The following is an 18,549-nucleotide window of genomic DNA, read 5'->3' as shown; positions in this document are numbered from 1 at the left end:
ACCGACATTATGCGCGATGTCGCCGGGCGACGCGAGGGGGCGGGGCGGGCCGCACCCGGCCGGACGCCGTCCCGGCTGACCGGCCGGTCGCTTTTCCGGTCCCATTCCAGAGCGCCGGAGCCGCCCTGTCAAGCCGAATGAACATTGCCTTCACAGGCCCGCGATATCGGCCCTGCCGTGCGCGGTGTAAGAATGCGGGAAGCGAGCATGAACGATCGGGTCACCGCCCCCCGCAAGGTGATTGATCCAATTTCCTCGGGGCCCATCGAACGGAGCTGGATCCTCGGATGATGCCGTCCCCCCGGAGCCTGCGCGCCGCCGCGTCCAACGTCGCCCGCAAGCTGGTGCACGGCCAGGTGGCCGACCTGCGCCCGACGCCGATGGAGGTGATCGAGGAGGGGCCCGGCCGGTCGGTGCACCGCTACCGGGGCCCGCGCGAGCTGATCGCGGCGGGCCCGCCGGTGCTGTTCGTACCGCCGCCGGCCGCGCCGGTGCGCTGCTACGACCTGCGCCGGGGGTGCAGCCTGGCCGAGCATCTGGTGAACGCGGGACGTCGCAGCTACCTGCTCGACCAGCGGCCGGACGGCGATGAGGGGGCCGGGGCGGGGCTGCCGGAGGCGATCGGCGCGGTCAGCCGGGACGCCGGGGGCCAGCCGGTGCAGCTGGTCGGCTGGTCGCTCGGCGGGATCCTGGCACTGCTGGCCGCGGCCGCCGATCCGCCGCCGCCGGTCGCCTCGGTCGTGCTGGTCGCGGCACCCGCCGACCCGGCCTCGGTGCCCGTACCGGGATCCGTGCCGGGGTCCGCGCCGCGGTGGCCGGCCGCCCGGCCGGCCGGGAGCCTGGAGGCGGCGGTCGCGGGCGCGCTGTTCGGCGGCCTTGCGGTTCCCTCGTCCGATACGGCCCGCGGGCTGCTCGGCGTCGAGAAATACCTGCTGCGTCCTTACCAAATGTTGACTCACCTTGACGACGCCGATTTCCTGGCCCAGATCGAGGCGCTGGATCATTTCGCGAACGCGATGATGGCCTCTTCCGGCCGCCGCTCGGAAGGGCTTCGCTCGGCCTTTCTGCGCGAGACGGGAGAGGCCGGCGGCGAGCTGGAGGTGGACGGCCGGCGGATCGGCCTGGACGGGGTACGGGTACCGGTTCTGGCCATCGCGGGACGTGACGACCGGCTGGCGCCCGCGAGCGCGGTGCGCCCGCTGACCCGGCTGCTGCCCAACGCCCCCGAGGTGCGCTTCGAGGTCGCGCCCGGCGGGCACGTGGGCGTGCTGACCGGGTCGGCGGCGCGGACGACCACGTGGGCGCATCTCGACCGGTGGCTGGACGAGGGCATCGTCCGGCACGGGCTCCGGGCGCACCGCCGCCGTCCCGCCGCCATCTGACCCCTGGTTTCCCGGCCCCCGGCGGCGACGCGCGCGCCCGCAGGGACATTTCGGGATGCGGACCCGGGTGATCGTCGGTCACCCGGGTCCGCACCGTGTCATCGAATCCCCAGGCCGTGTCATCGAATCCCCAGGCCGTGTCATCGAAGCCCCAGGGTCAAGGGAAGCCCCAGGGATGCTTTTCGGTCCCCGTAATCGGCCCCGTCCCTGGTGTGTCGCCTGAGTGACGACCCGATCGCCGAACGTAGTGTGGCCCAGCGTTGTAGCAGCCAGGCGGTCAGGGGGCAGCGCATGACGGCTGGGATGGGTTCGGGCGGCGCAGGCGGCCCTGCGGGCGATCGCCCGGTGCCCCAGATCATCGGAATCTGCCCGTTCGGGCGGCCCGCTCCGCATCTGGTGGTGGCGGTGGCACGGGCCGGCGGGCTCGGCGTCCTGGATCTCGGAACGGACCGGGCGGCCGCCCTCGCGGCGCTGGCCGACGCGCGCCGCTGGTGGCCGGGGCCGTTCGCGGTCCGGATACCGGCGGGCTGCGGTGTACGGCCCCGCGACCTTCCGGACGCCGTCGACACGGTCGTGATCGACGCCGCCGCGCTCGCACCCGAGCCCACGCCCCGTACCGCGCCCGTCCCGGAAGCCCCGCCCGTGCCGGAGCGTGCGGTGCCGGAGCGCGCCGTGGCCGAGCCCGTCCCGGACGAGGAGCCTGAGGACGGGGACTGGACGGTACGGGTCATGCCCTCCGTCCGCGTCATCCCGCCCCCCAAGAAGCCTGCGGCCGACACCGCACCCGCCCGTCCGGAAGCGCCCGAGTCTGGACCGCCCGCACCGGAGGACGACGAGGCACCGGCGGACGGGCTGATCGACGCCGAGGCGTTCGCCCGGGGCCGCCGGCTGCTGATCGAGGTCGTCGATCCCGAGGAGGCGGCCGGGGCCGTCCGCAGGTTCGGCGGCACGGCCGGCGGCTGCCTGCACGGGATCATCGCGCGCGGCCGGGAGGGCGCCGGCCGGGTCGGCGATCTGACCACGTTTGTGCTGCTCCAGCGGCTGCTCGGGGACGCCAGGGTCGGCGTGCCGATCTGGGCCGCCGGCGGGATCGGCCCGCACACCGCCGCCGCCGCGGTGGCGGGTGGCGCTGCGGGCGTCGTGCTCGACTCCCAGCTCGCGCTGGTCCGGGAGATGGACCCACCCGCCGGTGTCGCCGCCGCGCTGGCCGCGATGGACGGCGGCGAGACCCGCGTCGTCCGGGACCACCGCGTGTACGCGCGGCCCGACCTGCCCCCGTTCGATCTGGAGGGACTGGACCTCGCCGGGATCAACGCCGCGCTCGGCGCCGGGGGCGGCCTGCGGGACCGGCCGATCGCGATGGGGCAGGACGGCGCGCTCGCCGGGCCGCTGGCCCGCCGCCACAAGACGGCGGGCGGCGTGGTCCGGGCGATCCGCGACCAGATCGCCGCGCACATCCGCGCCGCCGTCCGGTCCGAGCCGCTGGCCCCGAGGGACCTCCCGCCGGGCGCCGCGATCAGCCGCGCGTACCCGGTCGTCCAGGGCCCGATGACGCGGGTCAGCGACCGGGCGGTGTTCGCCGAGGCGATCGCGCAGGACGGCGGGCTGCCGTTCCTGGCGCTGGCGCTGATGAACGGCGAGGAGGCGCGCGAGCTGCTAGCGGAGACCGCCGGGCGGCTCGCGGACCGGCCGTGGGGCGTGGGGATCCTCGGCTTCGCGCCGCCGGAACTGCGCGCGGCGCAGCTGGAGGCCGTCCGCGCGGCCCGGCCCCCGTACGCGCTGATCGCGGGCGGCCGTCCCGCCCAGGCCGAGCCGCTGGAGGCCGCCGGGATCAGCACGTACCTGCACGTCCCCTCGCCCGGCCTGCTGGACCGCTTCCTCGCCGAGGGCGCCCGCAAGTTCGTGTTCGAGGGCATGGAGTGCGGCGGTCATGTCGGCCCGCGCGGCAGCTTCCCGCTGTGGGAGGCCCAGGTCGAACGCCTCCTCGGCTTCTGCGAGGACGGCGACGCCGCCGAGCTTTCGGTGATGTTCGCGGGCGGGATCCATGACGAGCGCTCGGCGGCGATGGTGGCCGCGCTGGCCGGGCCGCTGGCCGAGCGGGGCGCGGAGATCCGCGTCCTGATGGGCACCGCGTACCTGTTCACGTACGAGGCGGTCGCGGCCGGGGCGATCATGCCGGAGTTCCAGCGCGCCGCCGTCGACTGCGACGGGACCGCGCTGCTGGAGACCTCGCCGGGGCACGCCACCCGGTGCGCGCGCACCCCGTACGTCGAGGCGTTCGAGGCGGAGCGGCGCCGCCTGGAGGAGGCCGGGACGCCGCGCGAGGAGATGTGGCGGCTGCTGGAGGAGATCAACCTCGGCCGGCTGCGGGTGGCCAGCAAGGGCCTGCGCCGCGACGCCGACATCGATCCGCTGCCCGGCGGGTCCGGCCCGGCCGGCTCGACCGGCTCGGCCGACCTGAACGGCCTGGTCCCGGTCGACGCGGACGAGCAGCGCCGCGAGGGCATGTACATGCTGGGCCAGGTGGCGGCGCTGCGTTCGGCCACCACCAGCATCACCGGCCTGCACGAGCAGGTCAGCACCGGCGCCACGTTCTTCCTGGCCACCCGGGCGGCCAAGCTGGGCCTGATCACGCCCGCCGACGCCGCCGGGGACGCGGCCGGCACACCGGAGGACGCGGCGGGGCCGATGGACATCGCGATCGTCGGGATCGGCTGCGTGTTCCCGCAGGCCCCCGACGCGCCGTCGTTCTGGGCCAACGTCGTCGGCGGCGTGGACGCGATCACCGAGGTCCCGCGCGAGCGCTGGGACCCCGACCTCTACTTCGACCCGGCGGCCGTCGGGGACGGCGCGGGCGAGCGGACCCCGTCCAAGTGGGGCGGGTTCCTGCCGGACGTGGCGTTCGACGCGCTCGCGTACGGCATCCCGCCCCAGTCGCTGGCGGGCGTCGAGCCGGTGCAGCTGCTCAGCCTCGAGGTCGCCGCGCGGGCACTGAAGGACGCCGGGTACGACGAGCGCCCGTTCGACCGGTCGCGTACGTCGGTGTTCTTCGGCGCGGAGGCGGGCACCGACCTCGGTACCGCGTACGGGACCCGCGCGCTGCTGCCGATGTACTACGGCGAGGTGCCGCCCGGCCTGGACGAGCAGCTGCCGAGGCTGACCGAGGACTCCTGCCCCGGCGTGCTCACCAACGTGATCGCCGGGCGGATCGCCAACCGGCTGGACCTGGGCGGTGCCAACTACACCGTCGACGCCGCCTGCGCCGCGTCGCTGGCCGCGCTCGACTCCGCCTGCAAGGAGCTGGTGTCGGGCGCCAGCGACATGGTCCTGTGCGGTGGCGCCGACCTGCACAACGGCATCTACGACTACCTGCTCTTCTCGGCGGTGCACGCGCTGTCGCCGCGCGGCCGGTGCGCCACGTTCGACGCCTCCTCCGACGGGATCGCGCTGGGCGAGGGCGTCGGCTGCGTGGTGCTCAAGCGGCTGGCCGACGCCGAGCGCGACGGCGACCGGATCTACGCGGTCGTCAAGTCGGTCGCCGGGTCCAGCGACGGCCGCTCGCTCGGCGTCACCGCGCCGCGCGCCGAGGGGCAGCGCCGCGCGCTGGACCGGGCGTACCGGCGGGCCGGCGTCTCCCCGGCCCAGGTGGGCCTGGTCGAGGCGCACGGCACCGGTACCGAGGTCGGCGACCGTACGGAGCTGGCCACGCTGACCGAGACGTTCGAGGCGGCGGGCGCGCGGCCGGGCGGTACGGCGCTGGGCTCGGTGAAGTCGCAGATCGGGCACACCAAGTGCGCCGCCGGGCTGGCGGGGCTCATCAAGACGGCGTACGCGCTGCACACCGGCGTCCGGCCCGGCACCCTGCATCTGGAGCGGCCCAACCAGGCCTTCGACGCGGCCACCAGCCCGTTCCAGTTCGGCCGTACGGCACGCCCCTGGGCGGCCGCGCCTGGGGAGCGGTACGCGGGGCTCAGCGCGTTCGGGTTCGGCGGCGCCAACTTCCACGCGGTGCTGGCCGGGTACGACGGTGCTCCAGAGCCGGTCTCCGGGGTCGCCGAGTGGCCCGCCGAGCTGTTCCTGATCCGCGGGGCCGGGCGCGCTGAGGCCCGGGCGGAGCTGGACCGGCTCGGCGAGCTGCTCACGGCGGGCTCCCAGGAGCCGAGGCCGCGGCTGCGCGACCTCGCCCGCACGGTGGCGGGCGACGGGCACGGCACCGTCCAGGTCGCGCTGGTGGCGTCCGATCTCGACGACCTGGCCGCCAAGCTGGCCGACGCCCGCGAGTTCCGTACGGTGCCCGGCGTGTTCGTCGCGGAGGAAGGGCTCGGCGGGCAGGTCGCGTTCCTCTACCCGGGCCAGGGCAGCCAGCGGCCGGACATGCTCGCCGACCTCTTCGTGGCGTTCCCGCGCCTGCAGCGCCTGCTGCGGCTGGGCGGCGGGGGCTACGCGGACGCGATGTTCCCGCCCGTCGCGTTCACGCCGGAGGAGTCGGAGCGGCAGCGCCTGGCCCTCACCGACACGCGCGCCGCCCAGCCGGCCCTCGGCATCGCCGGGCTGGCCGTGCACCGGCTGCTCGCCGACCTTGGCGTACGGCCGGACCTCGCCGGCGGGCACAGCTACGGCGAACTCGTCGTAGCTGTGCCCGCCGGTGCCTTCGGTGAGGAGGACCTGATCGGCCTGAGCGCCGCCCGCGCCGAGGCGATCCTGGCCGCCGCCACTGAGCCCGGTGGTGGTGAGCCCGGTGGTGGTGAGCAGGGCGGTGGTGAGCAGGGCGACGTGGGTGAGATGGCGGCGGTCACGGCGCGCATCGAGGACGTGCGGGCCACGCTGGCCGATGTCGCCGGAGTCGTGATCGCCAACCACAACGCGCCCCGCCAGGTGGTGATCTCCGGTTCCACGGCGGGCATGGCGGAGGCCCTGGAGATCCTGGGCGAGCACGGGATCGCGACCCGGCGGCTGCCGGTCGCGTGCGCGTTCCACAGCCCGCTGGTCGCGGGCGCGTCCGCCGCGCTGCGCGCCGAGCTGGACGCGCGCCCCGTACGGCCGCCCGCGTACCCGGTGTGGTCCAACTCCGCGGCCGCCCCGTACGGCACCGACCCGGTGGAGCTGCGCCGGACGCTCGCGGGCCAGGTCGCGGCGCCGGTCCGGTTCGCCGAGCAGATCGAGGCGATGTACCAGGCGGGCGCGCGGGTGTTCGTGGAGGCCGGGCCGGGACGCGTTCTGACGCAGCTGACGGGGGCGATCCTCGGCGACCGGCCGCACACCGCCGTCGCCGTCGACGCGCCCGGCGAGGCGGGCCTGGAGCGGCTCCTCCTCACCCTGGCCGAGCTGGCCGTGGCGGGCGTCCCGGTGGACGCGCCGCGCCTGTTCGCCGGACGGGACGCGCGGATCGTCTCCGACGGCGGCGCGCCGCCCGCCCCCGGCTGGATCGTCAACGGCCACCTCGTCCGTACGGCCGACGGCGTCCATCTGCCGAACGGGCTCCGTCCCGCCGAGCGGATCGCGCCGCCGAGCCCGCCCGGGATCCGGCGGAGCGGCGAGGGCGTCCCCGCACCGGCCCGGCCGCCGCGCCGGGCGGCGAACGCCGCCGCCGAAGGGACGGTCGTGGAGTTCCTGCGCGCGGGCCGCGAGATCATCGCCGCCCAGCGCGACGTGGTGCTCGACTACCTCGGCGCGGGCTCGGATGCGGGCGAGCGGCACGCGATACCGGATTCGGCGCCGGAGGCCGTACCACCGTTCCCGGTCCCCGGGCCGCGCCGCGCGCTGCCGGGCGAGGTCGTGAGCGCCTCGATCGGGCCGCCGCGCGAGCCCGCGGCCGGACCCGTACCGGAGCCCCAGGTCTTGGACGAGGACCAGGTCAGGGCGGCGGTGCTCGGCGTGATCGCGTCCCGTACCGGCTACCCGGAGGCGATGCTGGCCGCCGAGCTGGACCTGGAGGGCGATCTGTCGATCGACTCCATCAAGCGCACCGAGATCATCGGCGCGCTGGCCGAACGGGTCGGGCTGGCCCCGGCGGGCACCCGCCTGGACGAGCGGGTCGTCGAGCGGCTCGCCCGGATCAAGACCATCGGGGAGCTCGTCGGCTGGCTGGGCGAGCATCTCGGGATCGGCGGCCGGCGCCCGGGGCTGCTGCGGCAGCTGGTGGCGACGGTGCCCCTTCCCGACCTGGACGCGGAGCTCGATCCCGGCCGGTTCGCCGGCCGCAGCTTCGTGATCGTCGATGACGGCGGCGGCATCGCGCTCGAACTGGCCGACCTGCTCGAACGCCAGGGAGCGGAGGTACGGACGCCGCCCGAGCCCGACGGCCCCTGCGACGGCCTCGTCCACCTGGCCGCGCTCCGTCCCGGCGGCGGGCCCGTGCTGCCCGGCGCGTACGGCGGGATCCGTGACGCGCTGGCCGGCGGCGGCCTGCGGTGGCTGCTGCTCGCCAGCGGTTCGAGCGGGAGGTTCGGGCGCGGGTACGACGGCAGCGGCGCCGGCGACCCGACCCCGGGCGCGGGGCTGCGCGGCCTGGCCAGGACGCTGGCGCTGGAGTACCCGCGCGTCATGGTCCGCGCGCTGGACGTCGACACCAAGGACACCCCGCGAGCCGTCGCCCTGCGGATCCTCGCCGAGATGGCCGACACGGGCGCGCCGGTGGAGGTCGGCCTCGACGGCGCGTCCCGGCACACGCTCACGGTGATCCCCGCCGAGATGCCCGCAGGCGAGGACGAGCCGCCCACCCTCGGCCTGGACGGGGACGGCGTCGTCCTGCTCACCGGCGGCGCGCGCGGCATCACCGCCCGCGTGGCGCTGGAGCTGGCCCGCCGTACCGGCTGCCATATCGAGCTGATCGGCCGTACGCCACCGCCCGACCCCGATCCGGACCCCGATCCCGCCCTCGCGGCGGCGCGGGACGAGGCGGAGCTGCGGCGCGCGCTGGTCGCGCGGGGCGGCGTCCGCACGCCGGTGGAGATCGAGGCGCTGATCCGCCGGATCCTCGCCGAGCGCGAGGTCGGCGGCACCCTGGACGCGCTGCGCGAGCACGCCGCCTCCGTCCGCTACCACGCGGTGGACGTACGGGACGCGCAGGCCGTCCGCGCCGTGGTCGAGGACGTCTACGCGCGGCACGGCCGCCTGGACGGCGTGTTCCACGGTGCCGGGATCGTGGACGACCGCCTCGTCCGCGACAAGGACCCCGTCTCGTTCGGCCGGGTCTACCGGACCAAGGTGGACGGGGCGCGCGCGCTGGCCGCCGCCGTACGCCCCGACGTCGGATTCTTCGTGGTGTTCGGCAGTGTCTCGGGCGTCCACGGCAACCGGGGCCAGGCCGACTACGCCGCCGCCAACGACGCCTGCGACACCCTCGCGCACGCGTGGCGTACGACGCTGCGCGGCCGGGTGCTGGTCGCGGACTGGGGGCCGTGGGCCGGAGGCGGCGGGATGGTGACGCCCGAGCTGGCCCGCGAGTACGCCCGGCGCGGCGTACCGCTGATCGATCCGGACGAGGGAGTGGCGGCGCTGCTGCGCGAGATCGCGTACGGCGACGAGCTCCAGGTCGTCTTCACGGGGACCCCATGAGCGGCGACGGGGACAGCGGCAACGGGGACAGTGACGCCGTCGCGATCGTCGGGATCGGGGCGGTGTTCCCCGGCGCCGGTACGGCGGACGCGTTCTGGCGCAACATCCGCGACGGCGTGGACGCGATCGCCGACGTCCCGGCCGACCGCTGGGATCCCGGCGTCTACTACGACCCGGAGGCCTACGACCGGCCGCCCGAGAGCGACCGGTTCTACTGCCGGCGGGGCGGGTTCATCGACGATCTGGCGACGTTCGACCCGGCCCGGTTCGGGATCATGCCGTCCGCCGTACCGGGGATGGAGCCCGACCAGCTGCTGGCGCTGCGGACCGCCGCCGAGGCGATCGCGGACGCGGGCGGCGAGGAGCGGCTGCCGGACCGGGAGCGGATCGGCGTGGTCATCGGCCGCGGCGGCTACCTCACCCCCGGTGTGGCGCGCTTCGACCAGCGGGTGAGCGCCCCGCACCAGCTCACCGGCGTGCTCGCCGAGCTGATCCCGGAGCTGGGCGCCGACCGGCTGGCCGAGATCGGCGCGGCGTTCCGGTCCCGGCTCGGGCGCCTGGAGGATCCGGTCGGGCTCGTCCCGAGCTTCACCGCGTCCCGGATCGCCAACCGCTTCGACCTGCGCGGCCCCGCCTACACGGTGGACGCGGCGTGCGCGTCGTCGCTGGTGGCGGTGGAGCACGCCGTACGGGCGCTGCGCGGCGGGCAGTGCGACGCGATGCTGGCGGGCGCGGTGCATCACGCGCACCACGTGACCGTGTGGAGCGTGTTCAGCCAGCTGCGGGCGCTGAGCCGCACCGAGCGGATCCGCCCGTTCGACCGGGCGGCCGACGGCACGCTCCTGTCGGAGGGCACCGGCGTCGTGCTGCTCAAGCGCCTGGCCGACGCGCTGCGGGACGGCGACCGGGTGCACGCGGTGATCCGCGGCGTCGGCTCGTCCAGCGACGGCCGGGCCGGCGGGACCATGAGCCCGCTGGTGGACGGCCAGGTGCTGGCGGTCGAGCGGGCCTGGCGGGACGCCGGGCTCGATCCGTCCGAGCCGGGCGCCGCCGGCCTGGTCGAGGCGCACGGGACGGCGACGCCCGCCGGCGACGAGGCCGAGCTGGCGACGCTGCGCCGCGTCTTCGGGACGGACCCGCCCGGCGGCGCGCCGCCGCTGTGGCTCGGCACGGTCAAGTCGATGATCGGGCACGCGATGCCCGCGGCCGGGATCGCCGGGCTCATCAAGGCGTCCTGCGCGCTGCGCGACGCGGTCCTGCCGCCGACCCTGCACATCGACGAACCGCACGCGGCGCTCGCCGGGACCCGGCTGCGCCCCGTACGGGAGACCGCGGAGTGGGAGCCCCCGGCGGGCGGCGTGCCGCGCCGCGCGGTCGTGAACGCCTTCGGGTTCGGCGGCGTCAACGCCCATGTCGTCCTGGAGGAGCCGCCCTCGCCCGCACCTGCCCGGACACGGCGCGCCACGTTCACGGGACGGTCCGTGCGGCGGGACGAGCCCGTCCTGCGCCTCGCGGCCTCCTCCCCGGACGCCCTGGGCGACCTGCTCGCGGTCCCGGACGAGGAACTGCTGACGCGCGGCGACCCGGATCCGGGCCTGCCCTGCCGGGTCGCGATCGTCGAACCCACGTCCCACAAGCTCGATCTGGCCCGCGCGGTCGTCGCCAGGGGCACGCCGTGGCGGGGCCGCAGCGACATCTGGTTCACGCCCCGGCCGCTGCTCGCCGGGGGCGGGCGGACGGCGTTCCTGTTCCCGGGCTTCGAGCCCGCCTTCGAGCCGCGCGTCGACGACGTCGCCCGGCACTTCGGGCTGGAGCCCCCGCCGCTGACCGGCCGGACCGATCCGCTCGGCCACGCCGCCGACGTCATCGCGGTCGGCCGGCTGCTGGCCGCCGCGCTGGCCCGGCTGGGCATCGAGCCGGACGCGGTCGCCGGGCACAGCCTCGGCGAGTGGACCGCGATGATCGTGGCCGGGATGTATCCGCCGGAGGCGGTCGCGGCGTTCACGGCCGCACTCGACCGCGAGCCGCTCCCGGTGCCCGAGGCGGTGTACGCGGCGCTCGGCTGCGGCGCGCACCGCGCCCTGGAGGTCCTCGGGTCCCGGTCGGACGTCGTCGTCAGCCACGACAACTGCCCGCACCAGTCGGTGATCTGCGGCCCGCCGGACGCCGTCCGCGAGGTGCTGGGACGGCTCGCCGCCGAGGGCGTGCTGGGCCAGGAACTGCCGCTGCGGTCGGGGTTCCACACCCCGATGGCCGAGATCTACCTGGAGCACGCGCGCCGCTCGTTCGAGGCGCTGCCGATCGGCGAGCCGGCCGTGCCGGTCTGGTCGGCCACGACCGTCGCCCCGTTCCCGGCCGATCCAGGCCAGGTGCGGGAGCTGATCGTCCGGCATCTGCTGGAGCCGGTGCGGTTCAGCGAGCTGATCGAGGAGCTGCACGGGACGGGCGTCCGCGCGTTCGTCCAGGTCGGGCCGGGCAGCCTGACCGGGTTCGTCGGCGACCGGCTGGGCGAGCGCGACCATCTGGCGCTGGCGGTGAACGTCCCCAAGCGGGACGGCATGGAGCAGCTGCGCCGCGTCGTGGCCGCGCTGTGGGCCGAGGGGTACGGGGCGCCGCCGTCCCCGGCCACCCTTGGCGAGCCGACCGGGATGCGCCTCGATCTGGGCACGCCGCTGGTCCGGCTGGCCGGGACGGTGCCGCCGCTGGCCCTGTCGAGCGAGTTCGACGGTCTCGGCGACACCGACGCCTGGCCGGAGCTGCCCACCCGCGACCCCGTCATGGCCGAGCTGGACGCGCTGCTGCGGGAGGCCACCGCCAGCGCGCAGAGCGTGGTGGAGGCCCTGGACACCGGCGGCGTCGCCGATCCGGACTTCGACATCGATCCCGCCGCCGAGCCCGAGGCGACGTCGCTGACCACGTCCCGCACGTTCTCGCTGGACGCCATGCCGTACCTGGCGGACCACTGCGTCATCCAGCAGCCGCCGGGATGGCTCGACACGGCCGACCGGTTCCCGGTGGTGCCGCTGACGACCCTGCTCGAAGTGATGGCCGAGACGGCGCGCGAGCTGCTGCCCGAGCTGGTCGTCATCGGGTTCGAGGACGTACGGGCGATGCGGTGGGTGGTGGCCTGCCCGCCGACCACGGCCGACATCCGGGCCCGCCTGGTCGACTGGAACGGCGGGCCGCGCCGGGTGAAGGTGGCCGTCCAGGGCCATGTGGACGGGACCGTCCTGCTGGCCGAGCGCTACCCGGCCGTACCGCTGCGGGCCCTGGACGACCGCACGGCGCTGGAGGCCGAGGGCCCGCCGCCGGTGACGGCGCGGCAGCTGTACGCCGAGCGCTGGATGTTCCACGGCCCGCTCTTCCAGGGCGTCGCCGAGATCTCCTCGATGGCCCGCGACGGGATGCGCGGCGTGCTGGCGTCGCTGCCCGCGCCAGGCGCTCTGCTGGACAGCGCCGGACAGCTGTGCGGGCACTGGATCCAGGTGTACGGCGAGAAGGACCAGATCGTCTTCCCTGTCGGCATCGGCCGGATCTCGCTGTACGGACCGCAGCCGCCCGCCGGGGAGCGCGTCGACATCACCGTCTGGAACCGCTCGGTGTCGGAGACCACCGTCAAGTACGACGCCGAACTCGTCCGGGCGAGCGGCGGCGGTGGCCTGTGGGGCCGCGTGGAGGGCTGGACGACCCGCCGCTTCTACACCGACGAGGCGACGTGGCGGATGAAGTTCACGCCCGAGCTGTCGGGGGTCGCCGAGCCGCAGCCGGAGGGCTGGAGCCTGGTCCGCCGGCACTGGGACGGCTCGTCCGCCCGCGACCTGCTGATGCGGCAGTACCTCGGCACGGCCGAGCGCGCCGATTACCACGCGCTGCCGCCCCGGGAGCGCGGACCGTGGCTGCTGGGCCGGATCGCGGTGAAGGACGCCGTACGGCACTGGCTGTGGGAGCAGGGCCACGGGCCGCTGTTCCCGGCCGAGCTGACCGTACGGGACGGCCCCGCACCGGACGGCACGGCACCAGACGGCACAGAAGCGGACGACACGGCACCGGACGGCACGGCACCGGACGGCACGGGGCGGCCGGAGGTGACCGGCCCGTTCGAGACGGCCCCGGTGGTGGCGGTCGCGTCCACGGCCGAACTGGGCGTCGCGGCCGTACGTCCCGCCCCGGGCCCGGCGGGGATCGCGATCGAAGCGGTGCGGGACACCGGCGACGAGGACGCCGTCGCGCGGGCGCGGCTGCGCGCCGCCGACGCCGCCGGGCGCCGGGCGGGCGCGGCCACGGCCGTGGAGACGCGCCTGCTGGACGGGCACATCGTGGCCTGGACGGTCACGTCACGTACGAGGCAGACGAGACAGAACACAGAGACGGGGGAGTAGCGAGAATGACACGCGCGGACGAGGTCCTCTGCGGGGAGATCCAGGCGGAGGTCGTCCAGATGCTGGTCGAGGTGGTCGGCGACGACTTCCTGCTGGAGACGGCGGTGGGCCCGGAGACCACGCTGAACGACGACCTGGCGCTGGAGAGCATCGAGTTCGTCGCGCTGGCCGAGCGGCTCGAGGACCGCTACGGCGACCGGGCCGACCTGGCCGCGCTGGTCGCCGGAATGGACCTGGAGCAGATCATGCGGATGACGGTCGGCGACCTGGTGCGCCACATCGCGAGGGCGGACGGGCCCGGCCGGACGGGCGGATCCGGTTCCCGGTCCGGCTCCCGGCCAGGGGCCCGGCAGCAGCCCGCCGGGGTCTGATCCGTTGCCCTTCGTCCGCGCGCGGGGCGTCCGCTTCCACGTCGTCGACCTGGGCCGGGAAACCGGCGTGGGCAGGGAGACCGACCTGGGCCGGGAGACCGGCCTGGGAACGGGCGCCGGCCAGGGTAGGGGCGCCGCCGCCGAGCCGTTGGTGATGCTGCACGGGCTGTTCACCGGCAGCGCCGCGTCCTGGTTCTTCAGCGTCGCGCCCGAGCTGGCCAGGACCCGTCCCGTCCGGCTGCCGGACTGGCGCGGCCACGGGATGAGCGAGCGCACCGCGACCGGCTACGACACCGCCACCATGACCGCCGACCTTGCCGAGCTGACCGCCGGGCTGCCGCCGTTCGCGATCGCCGGGCACAGCTACGGCGCCGTGGTCGCCGTCCGGTTCGCCCGGTCCCATCCCGGGCGGGTGACCCGGATGGCCCTGATCGATCCGCCCTTCGGCGGGGAGTTCCTGCATCGCGGCGAGCCGGCCGTCGCCACGCCCATCGCGGCCACGCCCGCCGGGGACGCGCTGTGCGGCCAGACGAGCGTGCTCGCCGACCTGGCCGCCGAACGCGCCGTCACCGGTGCTGAGCTGGCCGCACTCGGCGATCTCCCGGTACTGGCCGTCGTCGGCGCCGACTCCCCGTACCGCCCGGCCGGTGACCTGGTCGGCGGCGCGCTGCCCGCGTCCCGGCGGCACGTCCTGCCCGGCGGCCACGACCTGCACATCACGGCGCGGGCCCGGCTGGCCCCGCTGCTGGAGTCCTTCCTGACCGGTACCGAGGAGACCCATGCCTGAAGTGACCGCGCGCGGGACCCGCTTCCACGTCCAGACGATCGAGCCGCGCGAGAGCACCGCGACCGGCCCCACGCCCTGCTCGGCGGCGCCGCCGCCCATCGTGGTGTTCGTGCACGGGCTGGTCATGGACAACCTGTCGAGCTTCTACTACACCCTCGCCGGGCCCGTCGCCGGCGCGGGAGCCCGAGCCGTCCTGTACGACCTGCGCGGTCACGGCCGCTCGGACCGTACGAGCACCGGATACGGCGCCGGGGACGCGGTCGCCGACCTGTTCGACCTGCTCGACGCGCTGGGGCACCGCCGCCCGGTCTACCTGGTGGCCAACAGCTTCGGCGGCGTGATCGCGCTGAACGCGGCGCTGGCCCGGCCCGACCGGGTCGCCGGGCTGGTGCTGATCGAGGCGTACGGGCCGTCCGAGCGGCCCGGCGAGTGGACCGAGGACATGCTCAACACCCTCGGCAAGTCGGCGCTGGTCCTGGAGTACGAGGAGCTCGCGGACCGGCTCCTGGCGGCGGGCTGGCGGCGGTTCGGCCGGCAGGCCGCCACCGCGGACGCGCTCGTCAACGGCACCAGCCTGCTCGACGACCTGGCGGCCGTGGAGCCCGTGCCGCCCGCCGCGCTGGCGTCGCTGGCCTGCCCGGTCCTGGCCGTGTACGGGGAGCACTCCGACATGGCCGAGGCCGGGCACCTGCTGCTGCGCTCCGTACCCGATTGCACCCTGCACACCATGGCGGGCCATGCGCACAGCGTGCTGAGCGAGGGCACCGCCGAGCTTCTGGAGGTCATGTTGCCCTGGCTGTCCCACCACGCGGGCACGAAGGTCCCGGCCGCCGTGCCGGCAAGCCCCGTGCCGGAAAGCGCAGTGCCGGCAAGCCCCGTGCTGGAAGGCGCGTCGTCGCGCGGGGGTGCGCTGTGAGCGGACGCAGAGTGCAGGTCCCGTCCCTGCTGGGTCCCGCGGCCGTGCCCGCCCGTCCCGCCAAGAAGGACCCGGACGCGCGGCGGCGCTTCCTGTTCGCCGTCCCGCCGCTGACCGGGCACGTCAACCCGACCGTGGCGGTGGCCTCCGAGCTGGCGCGGCGCGGTCACATGGTCGCCTGGGTCGGCCAGCGGGGGTTCCTGGAACCGCTGCTGCGGCGCGGCTCGCAGATCTTCACGGCCGAGGACGAGGCGTTCGCGGCGCGGCTGGAGCGGGCCCGGCTGGAGTGGCTGGGCCTGCGCGGCCCGGCGGCCCTGCGGTTCCTGTGGGAGGAGTTCATCGTCCCGCTCGGGCACGCGATGATGCCCGGCGTCGAGTCGGCGGCGCGGCGGTACCACCCGGACGTGATCGTCTCCGACCAGCAGGTGCTGGCGGCGCCGGTCGTGGCCCGGCGGCGCGGCATCCCGTGGGCGACCTCCGCGACCACGTCCGCCGAGTTCACCCGCCCGCTGGCCGGGATGCCGCTGGTCGAGGAGTGGGTCCGGGAGCTGATCGGCGACTTCCAGCTCGACCACGGCATCGAGGACCTGATCGACCTGCGCTTCTCCGACCACCTCGTGCTGGCCTTCTCCACGGCGGCGCTGATCGGCGACACGTCGTTCTTCCCCGACCACTTCGCCTTCGTGGGGCCGGCGCTGCGCCGCCCGTCCTCGGGGGACTTCCCGTGGGCGTGGCTGGACGAGGGCGGCGGGCGCCCGGTGGTGCTGGTCTCGCTCGGCACGATCGACGGCCCGGTGGGGGAGCGGTTCTTCCGGGTCGCGGCCGACGCCGTACGGGACATGGACGTGCGCGCGGTCTTCGTCGCGCCGCCCGAGACCGTACCGGACCCGCCGCCGAACGTGCTGGTCCGCGAGCGCGTCCCGCAGCTCACGCTGCTCAAGCGGATGTCGGCGGTGGTCTCCCACGGCGGCCACAACACCGTGTGCGAGGCGCTCGCCGGCGGGCTGCCGCTGGTCGTCGCGCCGATCCGGGCCGACCAGCCGGTGATCGCGCGGCAGGTCGAGGCCGCCGGCGCCGGGATCACGGTCCGGTACGGCCGCGTCCGGCCGGACGAGCTGCGGACCGCGCTGCGCGCCGTACTGGAGCGGGACACCTACCGGGAGGCCGCGGCGGACGTGAGCGAGTCCTTCGCCGCCGCCGGAGGCGCCGCGCACGCGGCCGACCGTCTGGAGAAGCTGACGTGACACCGTTCGGCGTGGGAGAGCCGGGTGGCTGGCTCTCCGCGCTGCCCCTGCTGGTCGGTACGGGACTGGTCCTGAACGCGCTGCGCCTGCGCCACCGGCTGTCCGCGCTGCCCCGGGTCTCCCCGGCCGAACGGGCCGAGCCCCTGCGCTGGGCCGCCGACAGCCGCGAGGCGGAGGGACCGTACGGCCCGTACGCGATGCTCACCGCCGCGAACGCGGTGCTGAGCGGCCAGGCACGGCGCGCCGCGCTGGCCCATGCGCGCGAGCACGATCTGCAGGTTCTGGACCTGATCCCTGCGGATCTGCCCGTGGAACGAGCACTGGACCTGGCTCGTCACGTCGACCCCCGCACGTACCGGCTCGACCCTCTCGCCCTAGGGCGGGGCGCCGGTTTCGCCACCGTCGTCGCCTCAGGCCTGCTGGGACGTGCCGGAGTACGGCCCGGCGGCTTGGAACCGGGAGAGTACGGCGCCGTCACGGTGAAGCTGCGGCAGTACGCGCAGCCGTGCCGCCAGGGGGAGGGGTACGCGGCGGACTTGGCCGTCGTGCCATGCCACACCACTCCGCGTGCGCCCGCGTGCCGGGGGCGAAGGGCTTGGCTGGGGTCTCTAGGCGTCTCGCCCCTAGCGGCCCTCGGCGGATCGGTGCTGAGCTACGGCCTCGTGTGGCTCGCCCTGGCCGCCGATGTCGCGTGGGGCGTGCTGGCGGTGGCGGCCTACTGCGTCGCGCCTTACGTCACGTTCGCGGGCACTCCGCTTTCGCCCCGCGACCTGCACCGGACCGCGCTGCTACGTCTCGTACAGACGCCCTGGAACTGGTGGCGGACCCTGTACGACCCGCTGACGGAGTGGGAACTGCGCCAGACCCGACTGCTGGCGAAGGCCAGGGAGGGCTACCGGGACGACCTCGCCGAAGGCCTGGAACGCTTCTTCGAGCCTCGTCGCGGGGACTGCCCCTGGTGCGGGGCACGATCCCTGGCAACGCATCTGGTCAGCAGGGACGTCGTCCAGGCCAAGCCGGGGCGGTTCACCCTCGACCGCTGCGAGGAGTGCCAGCACATCTTCCAGAACCCGCAGCTCAACGAGGCGGGCCTGGAGTACTACTACCGGGATACCTATGACGGCCTAGGCGCCATGACCAGCGAGCGCCTCTTCGCCACGCAGGGCGACTCGTACAAAGCGCGCGCGGAGATGGCCGCTGCACACCTGTCGCCGCGCATGTGGCTGGACGTCGGTGCGGGCCACGGCCACTTCTGCCAGATCGCCCGCACCGTCATGCCCGACACCGTCTTCGACGGCCTGGACCTGAGCCAGGGCGTCCGGGAGGGCAAGCAGCGCGGCTGGCTGCGCCGCGCCTACCGGGGCCGTTTCCCCGAACTGGTGGACGAGCTGGCCGGGCGGTACGACGTCGTGAGCATGTTCCACTACCTGGAGCACACGCCCGATCCGTTCGCCGAGCTCGACGCGGCCGTCAAGATCCTCGTTCCGGGCGGGCACCTGCTGGTCGAGCTGCCCGACCCCGCGTCGCGGTCCGGGCGCCTGCTCGGCCGCCGCTGGGGCGCCTGGATGCAGCCGCAGCACCTGCACATGATCTCGATGGGCAACCTCGAGGACGCCTTGGCGGCGCGCGGGCTGCGGGTCGTGGCACGCGAGCGCCGCGGTGCCCATCAGCGTCACGACCTGGTGTTCTCGGTCCTGACCACGCTGACCGCGCTCGCCCCGTCCCCGTCCCGCCCCTGGGCGCCGCCGGGCCGGACCGCCGCCGCACGGATCCGCCGCGTGGCGGGCCTGGTCCTCGCCGTGCCACTGCTGGCCGTGGCCGCGCCGCTGGACCGGCTGGTCCTGCCGCTGATCCCGGGAGCGAGCGACGCCTACCGCGTACTGGCGCGAAAGGACGAGGGCTGACCACATGCT

General features: G+C 75.4%; 8 protein-coding genes. All 8 read left to right on the top strand.

All coding sequences use genetic code 11. From position 1 onward, the window contains the following. Positions 1–287: 287 nt before the first annotated feature. A complete protein-coding gene (locus ACH34Q_RS08645) occupies positions 288–1,382 on the top strand; it encodes an alpha/beta fold hydrolase (protein ID WP_395982260.1) in 1,095 nt (364 codons plus the stop codon). Between the two features lie 291 nt (positions 1,383–1,673). Next, on the top strand, positions 1,674–8,939 hold the full coding sequence (locus ACH34Q_RS08640) for an SDR family NAD(P)-dependent oxidoreductase (protein ID WP_395982259.1): 7,266 nt from the start codon (positions 1,674–1,676) through the stop codon (positions 8,937–8,939). Continuing rightward, positions 8,936–13,318 carry a type I polyketide synthase gene (locus tag ACH34Q_RS08635; RefSeq protein WP_395982258.1) on the top strand — a complete coding sequence of 1,461 codons (4,383 nt, stop codon included), beginning with the start codon at positions 8,936–8,938 and terminating at the stop codon, positions 13,316–13,318. The genes ACH34Q_RS08640 and ACH34Q_RS08635 overlap by 4 nt, the downstream gene beginning before the upstream one ends. A 5-nt stretch (positions 13,319–13,323) precedes the next feature. Beyond that, positions 13,324–13,689, top strand: a complete 366-nt coding sequence (locus ACH34Q_RS08630) for an acyl carrier protein (RefSeq protein ID WP_395982257.1) — start codon at positions 13,324–13,326, stop codon at positions 13,687–13,689. Between the two features lie 4 nt (positions 13,690–13,693). Continuing rightward, complete coding sequence (locus ACH34Q_RS08625) at positions 13,694–14,476, top strand: alpha/beta fold hydrolase (RefSeq protein ID WP_395982256.1); 783 nt, start codon at positions 13,694–13,696, stop codon at positions 14,474–14,476. Then, complete coding sequence (locus ACH34Q_RS08620) at positions 14,469–15,392, top strand: alpha/beta fold hydrolase (RefSeq protein ID WP_395982255.1); 924 nt, start codon at positions 14,469–14,471, stop codon at positions 15,390–15,392. Before ACH34Q_RS08625 ends, ACH34Q_RS08620 begins: the two co-directional genes overlap by 8 nt. Beyond that, positions 15,389–16,636 carry a glycosyltransferase gene (locus ACH34Q_RS08615; protein ID WP_395982254.1) on the top strand — a complete coding sequence of 416 codons (1,248 nt, stop codon included), beginning with the start codon at positions 15,389–15,391 and terminating at the stop codon, positions 16,634–16,636. The genes ACH34Q_RS08620 and ACH34Q_RS08615 overlap by 4 nt, the downstream gene beginning before the upstream one ends. Continuing rightward, complete coding sequence (locus tag ACH34Q_RS08610) at positions 16,633–18,540, top strand: methyltransferase domain-containing protein (protein ID WP_395982253.1); 1,908 nt, start codon at positions 16,633–16,635, stop codon at positions 18,538–18,540. Before ACH34Q_RS08615 ends, ACH34Q_RS08610 begins: the two co-directional genes overlap by 4 nt. Positions 18,541–18,549: the final 9 nt, after the last annotated feature.

The organism is Actinomadura sp. 9N407 (genome assembly GCF_044326315.1).
Taxonomy (GTDB): domain Bacteria; phylum Actinomycetota; class Actinomycetes; order Streptosporangiales; family Streptosporangiaceae; genus Spirillospora.
The sequence above is the reverse complement of the archived record's forward strand: the minus strand, read 5'-3'. Positions and strand labels throughout refer to the sequence as shown.

Bases quoted from the DNA above. Each gene is read 5' to 3' on its own strand.
- ACH34Q_RS08645 (WP_395982260.1), top strand. From the start codon at position 288: ATGATGCCGTCCCCCCGGAGCCTGCGCGCCGCCGCGTCCAACGTCGCC.
- ACH34Q_RS08640 (WP_395982259.1), top strand. From the start codon at position 1,674: ATGACGGCTGGGATGGGTTCGGGCGGCGCAGGCGGCCCTGCGGGCGAT.
- ACH34Q_RS08635 (WP_395982258.1), top strand. From the start codon at position 8,936: ATGAGCGGCGACGGGGACAGCGGCAACGGGGACAGTGACGCCGTCGCG.
- ACH34Q_RS08630 (WP_395982257.1), top strand. From the start codon at position 13,324: ATGACACGCGCGGACGAGGTCCTCTGCGGGGAGATCCAGGCGGAGGTC.
- ACH34Q_RS08620 (WP_395982255.1), top strand. From the start codon at position 14,469: ATGCCTGAAGTGACCGCGCGCGGGACCCGCTTCCACGTCCAGACGATC.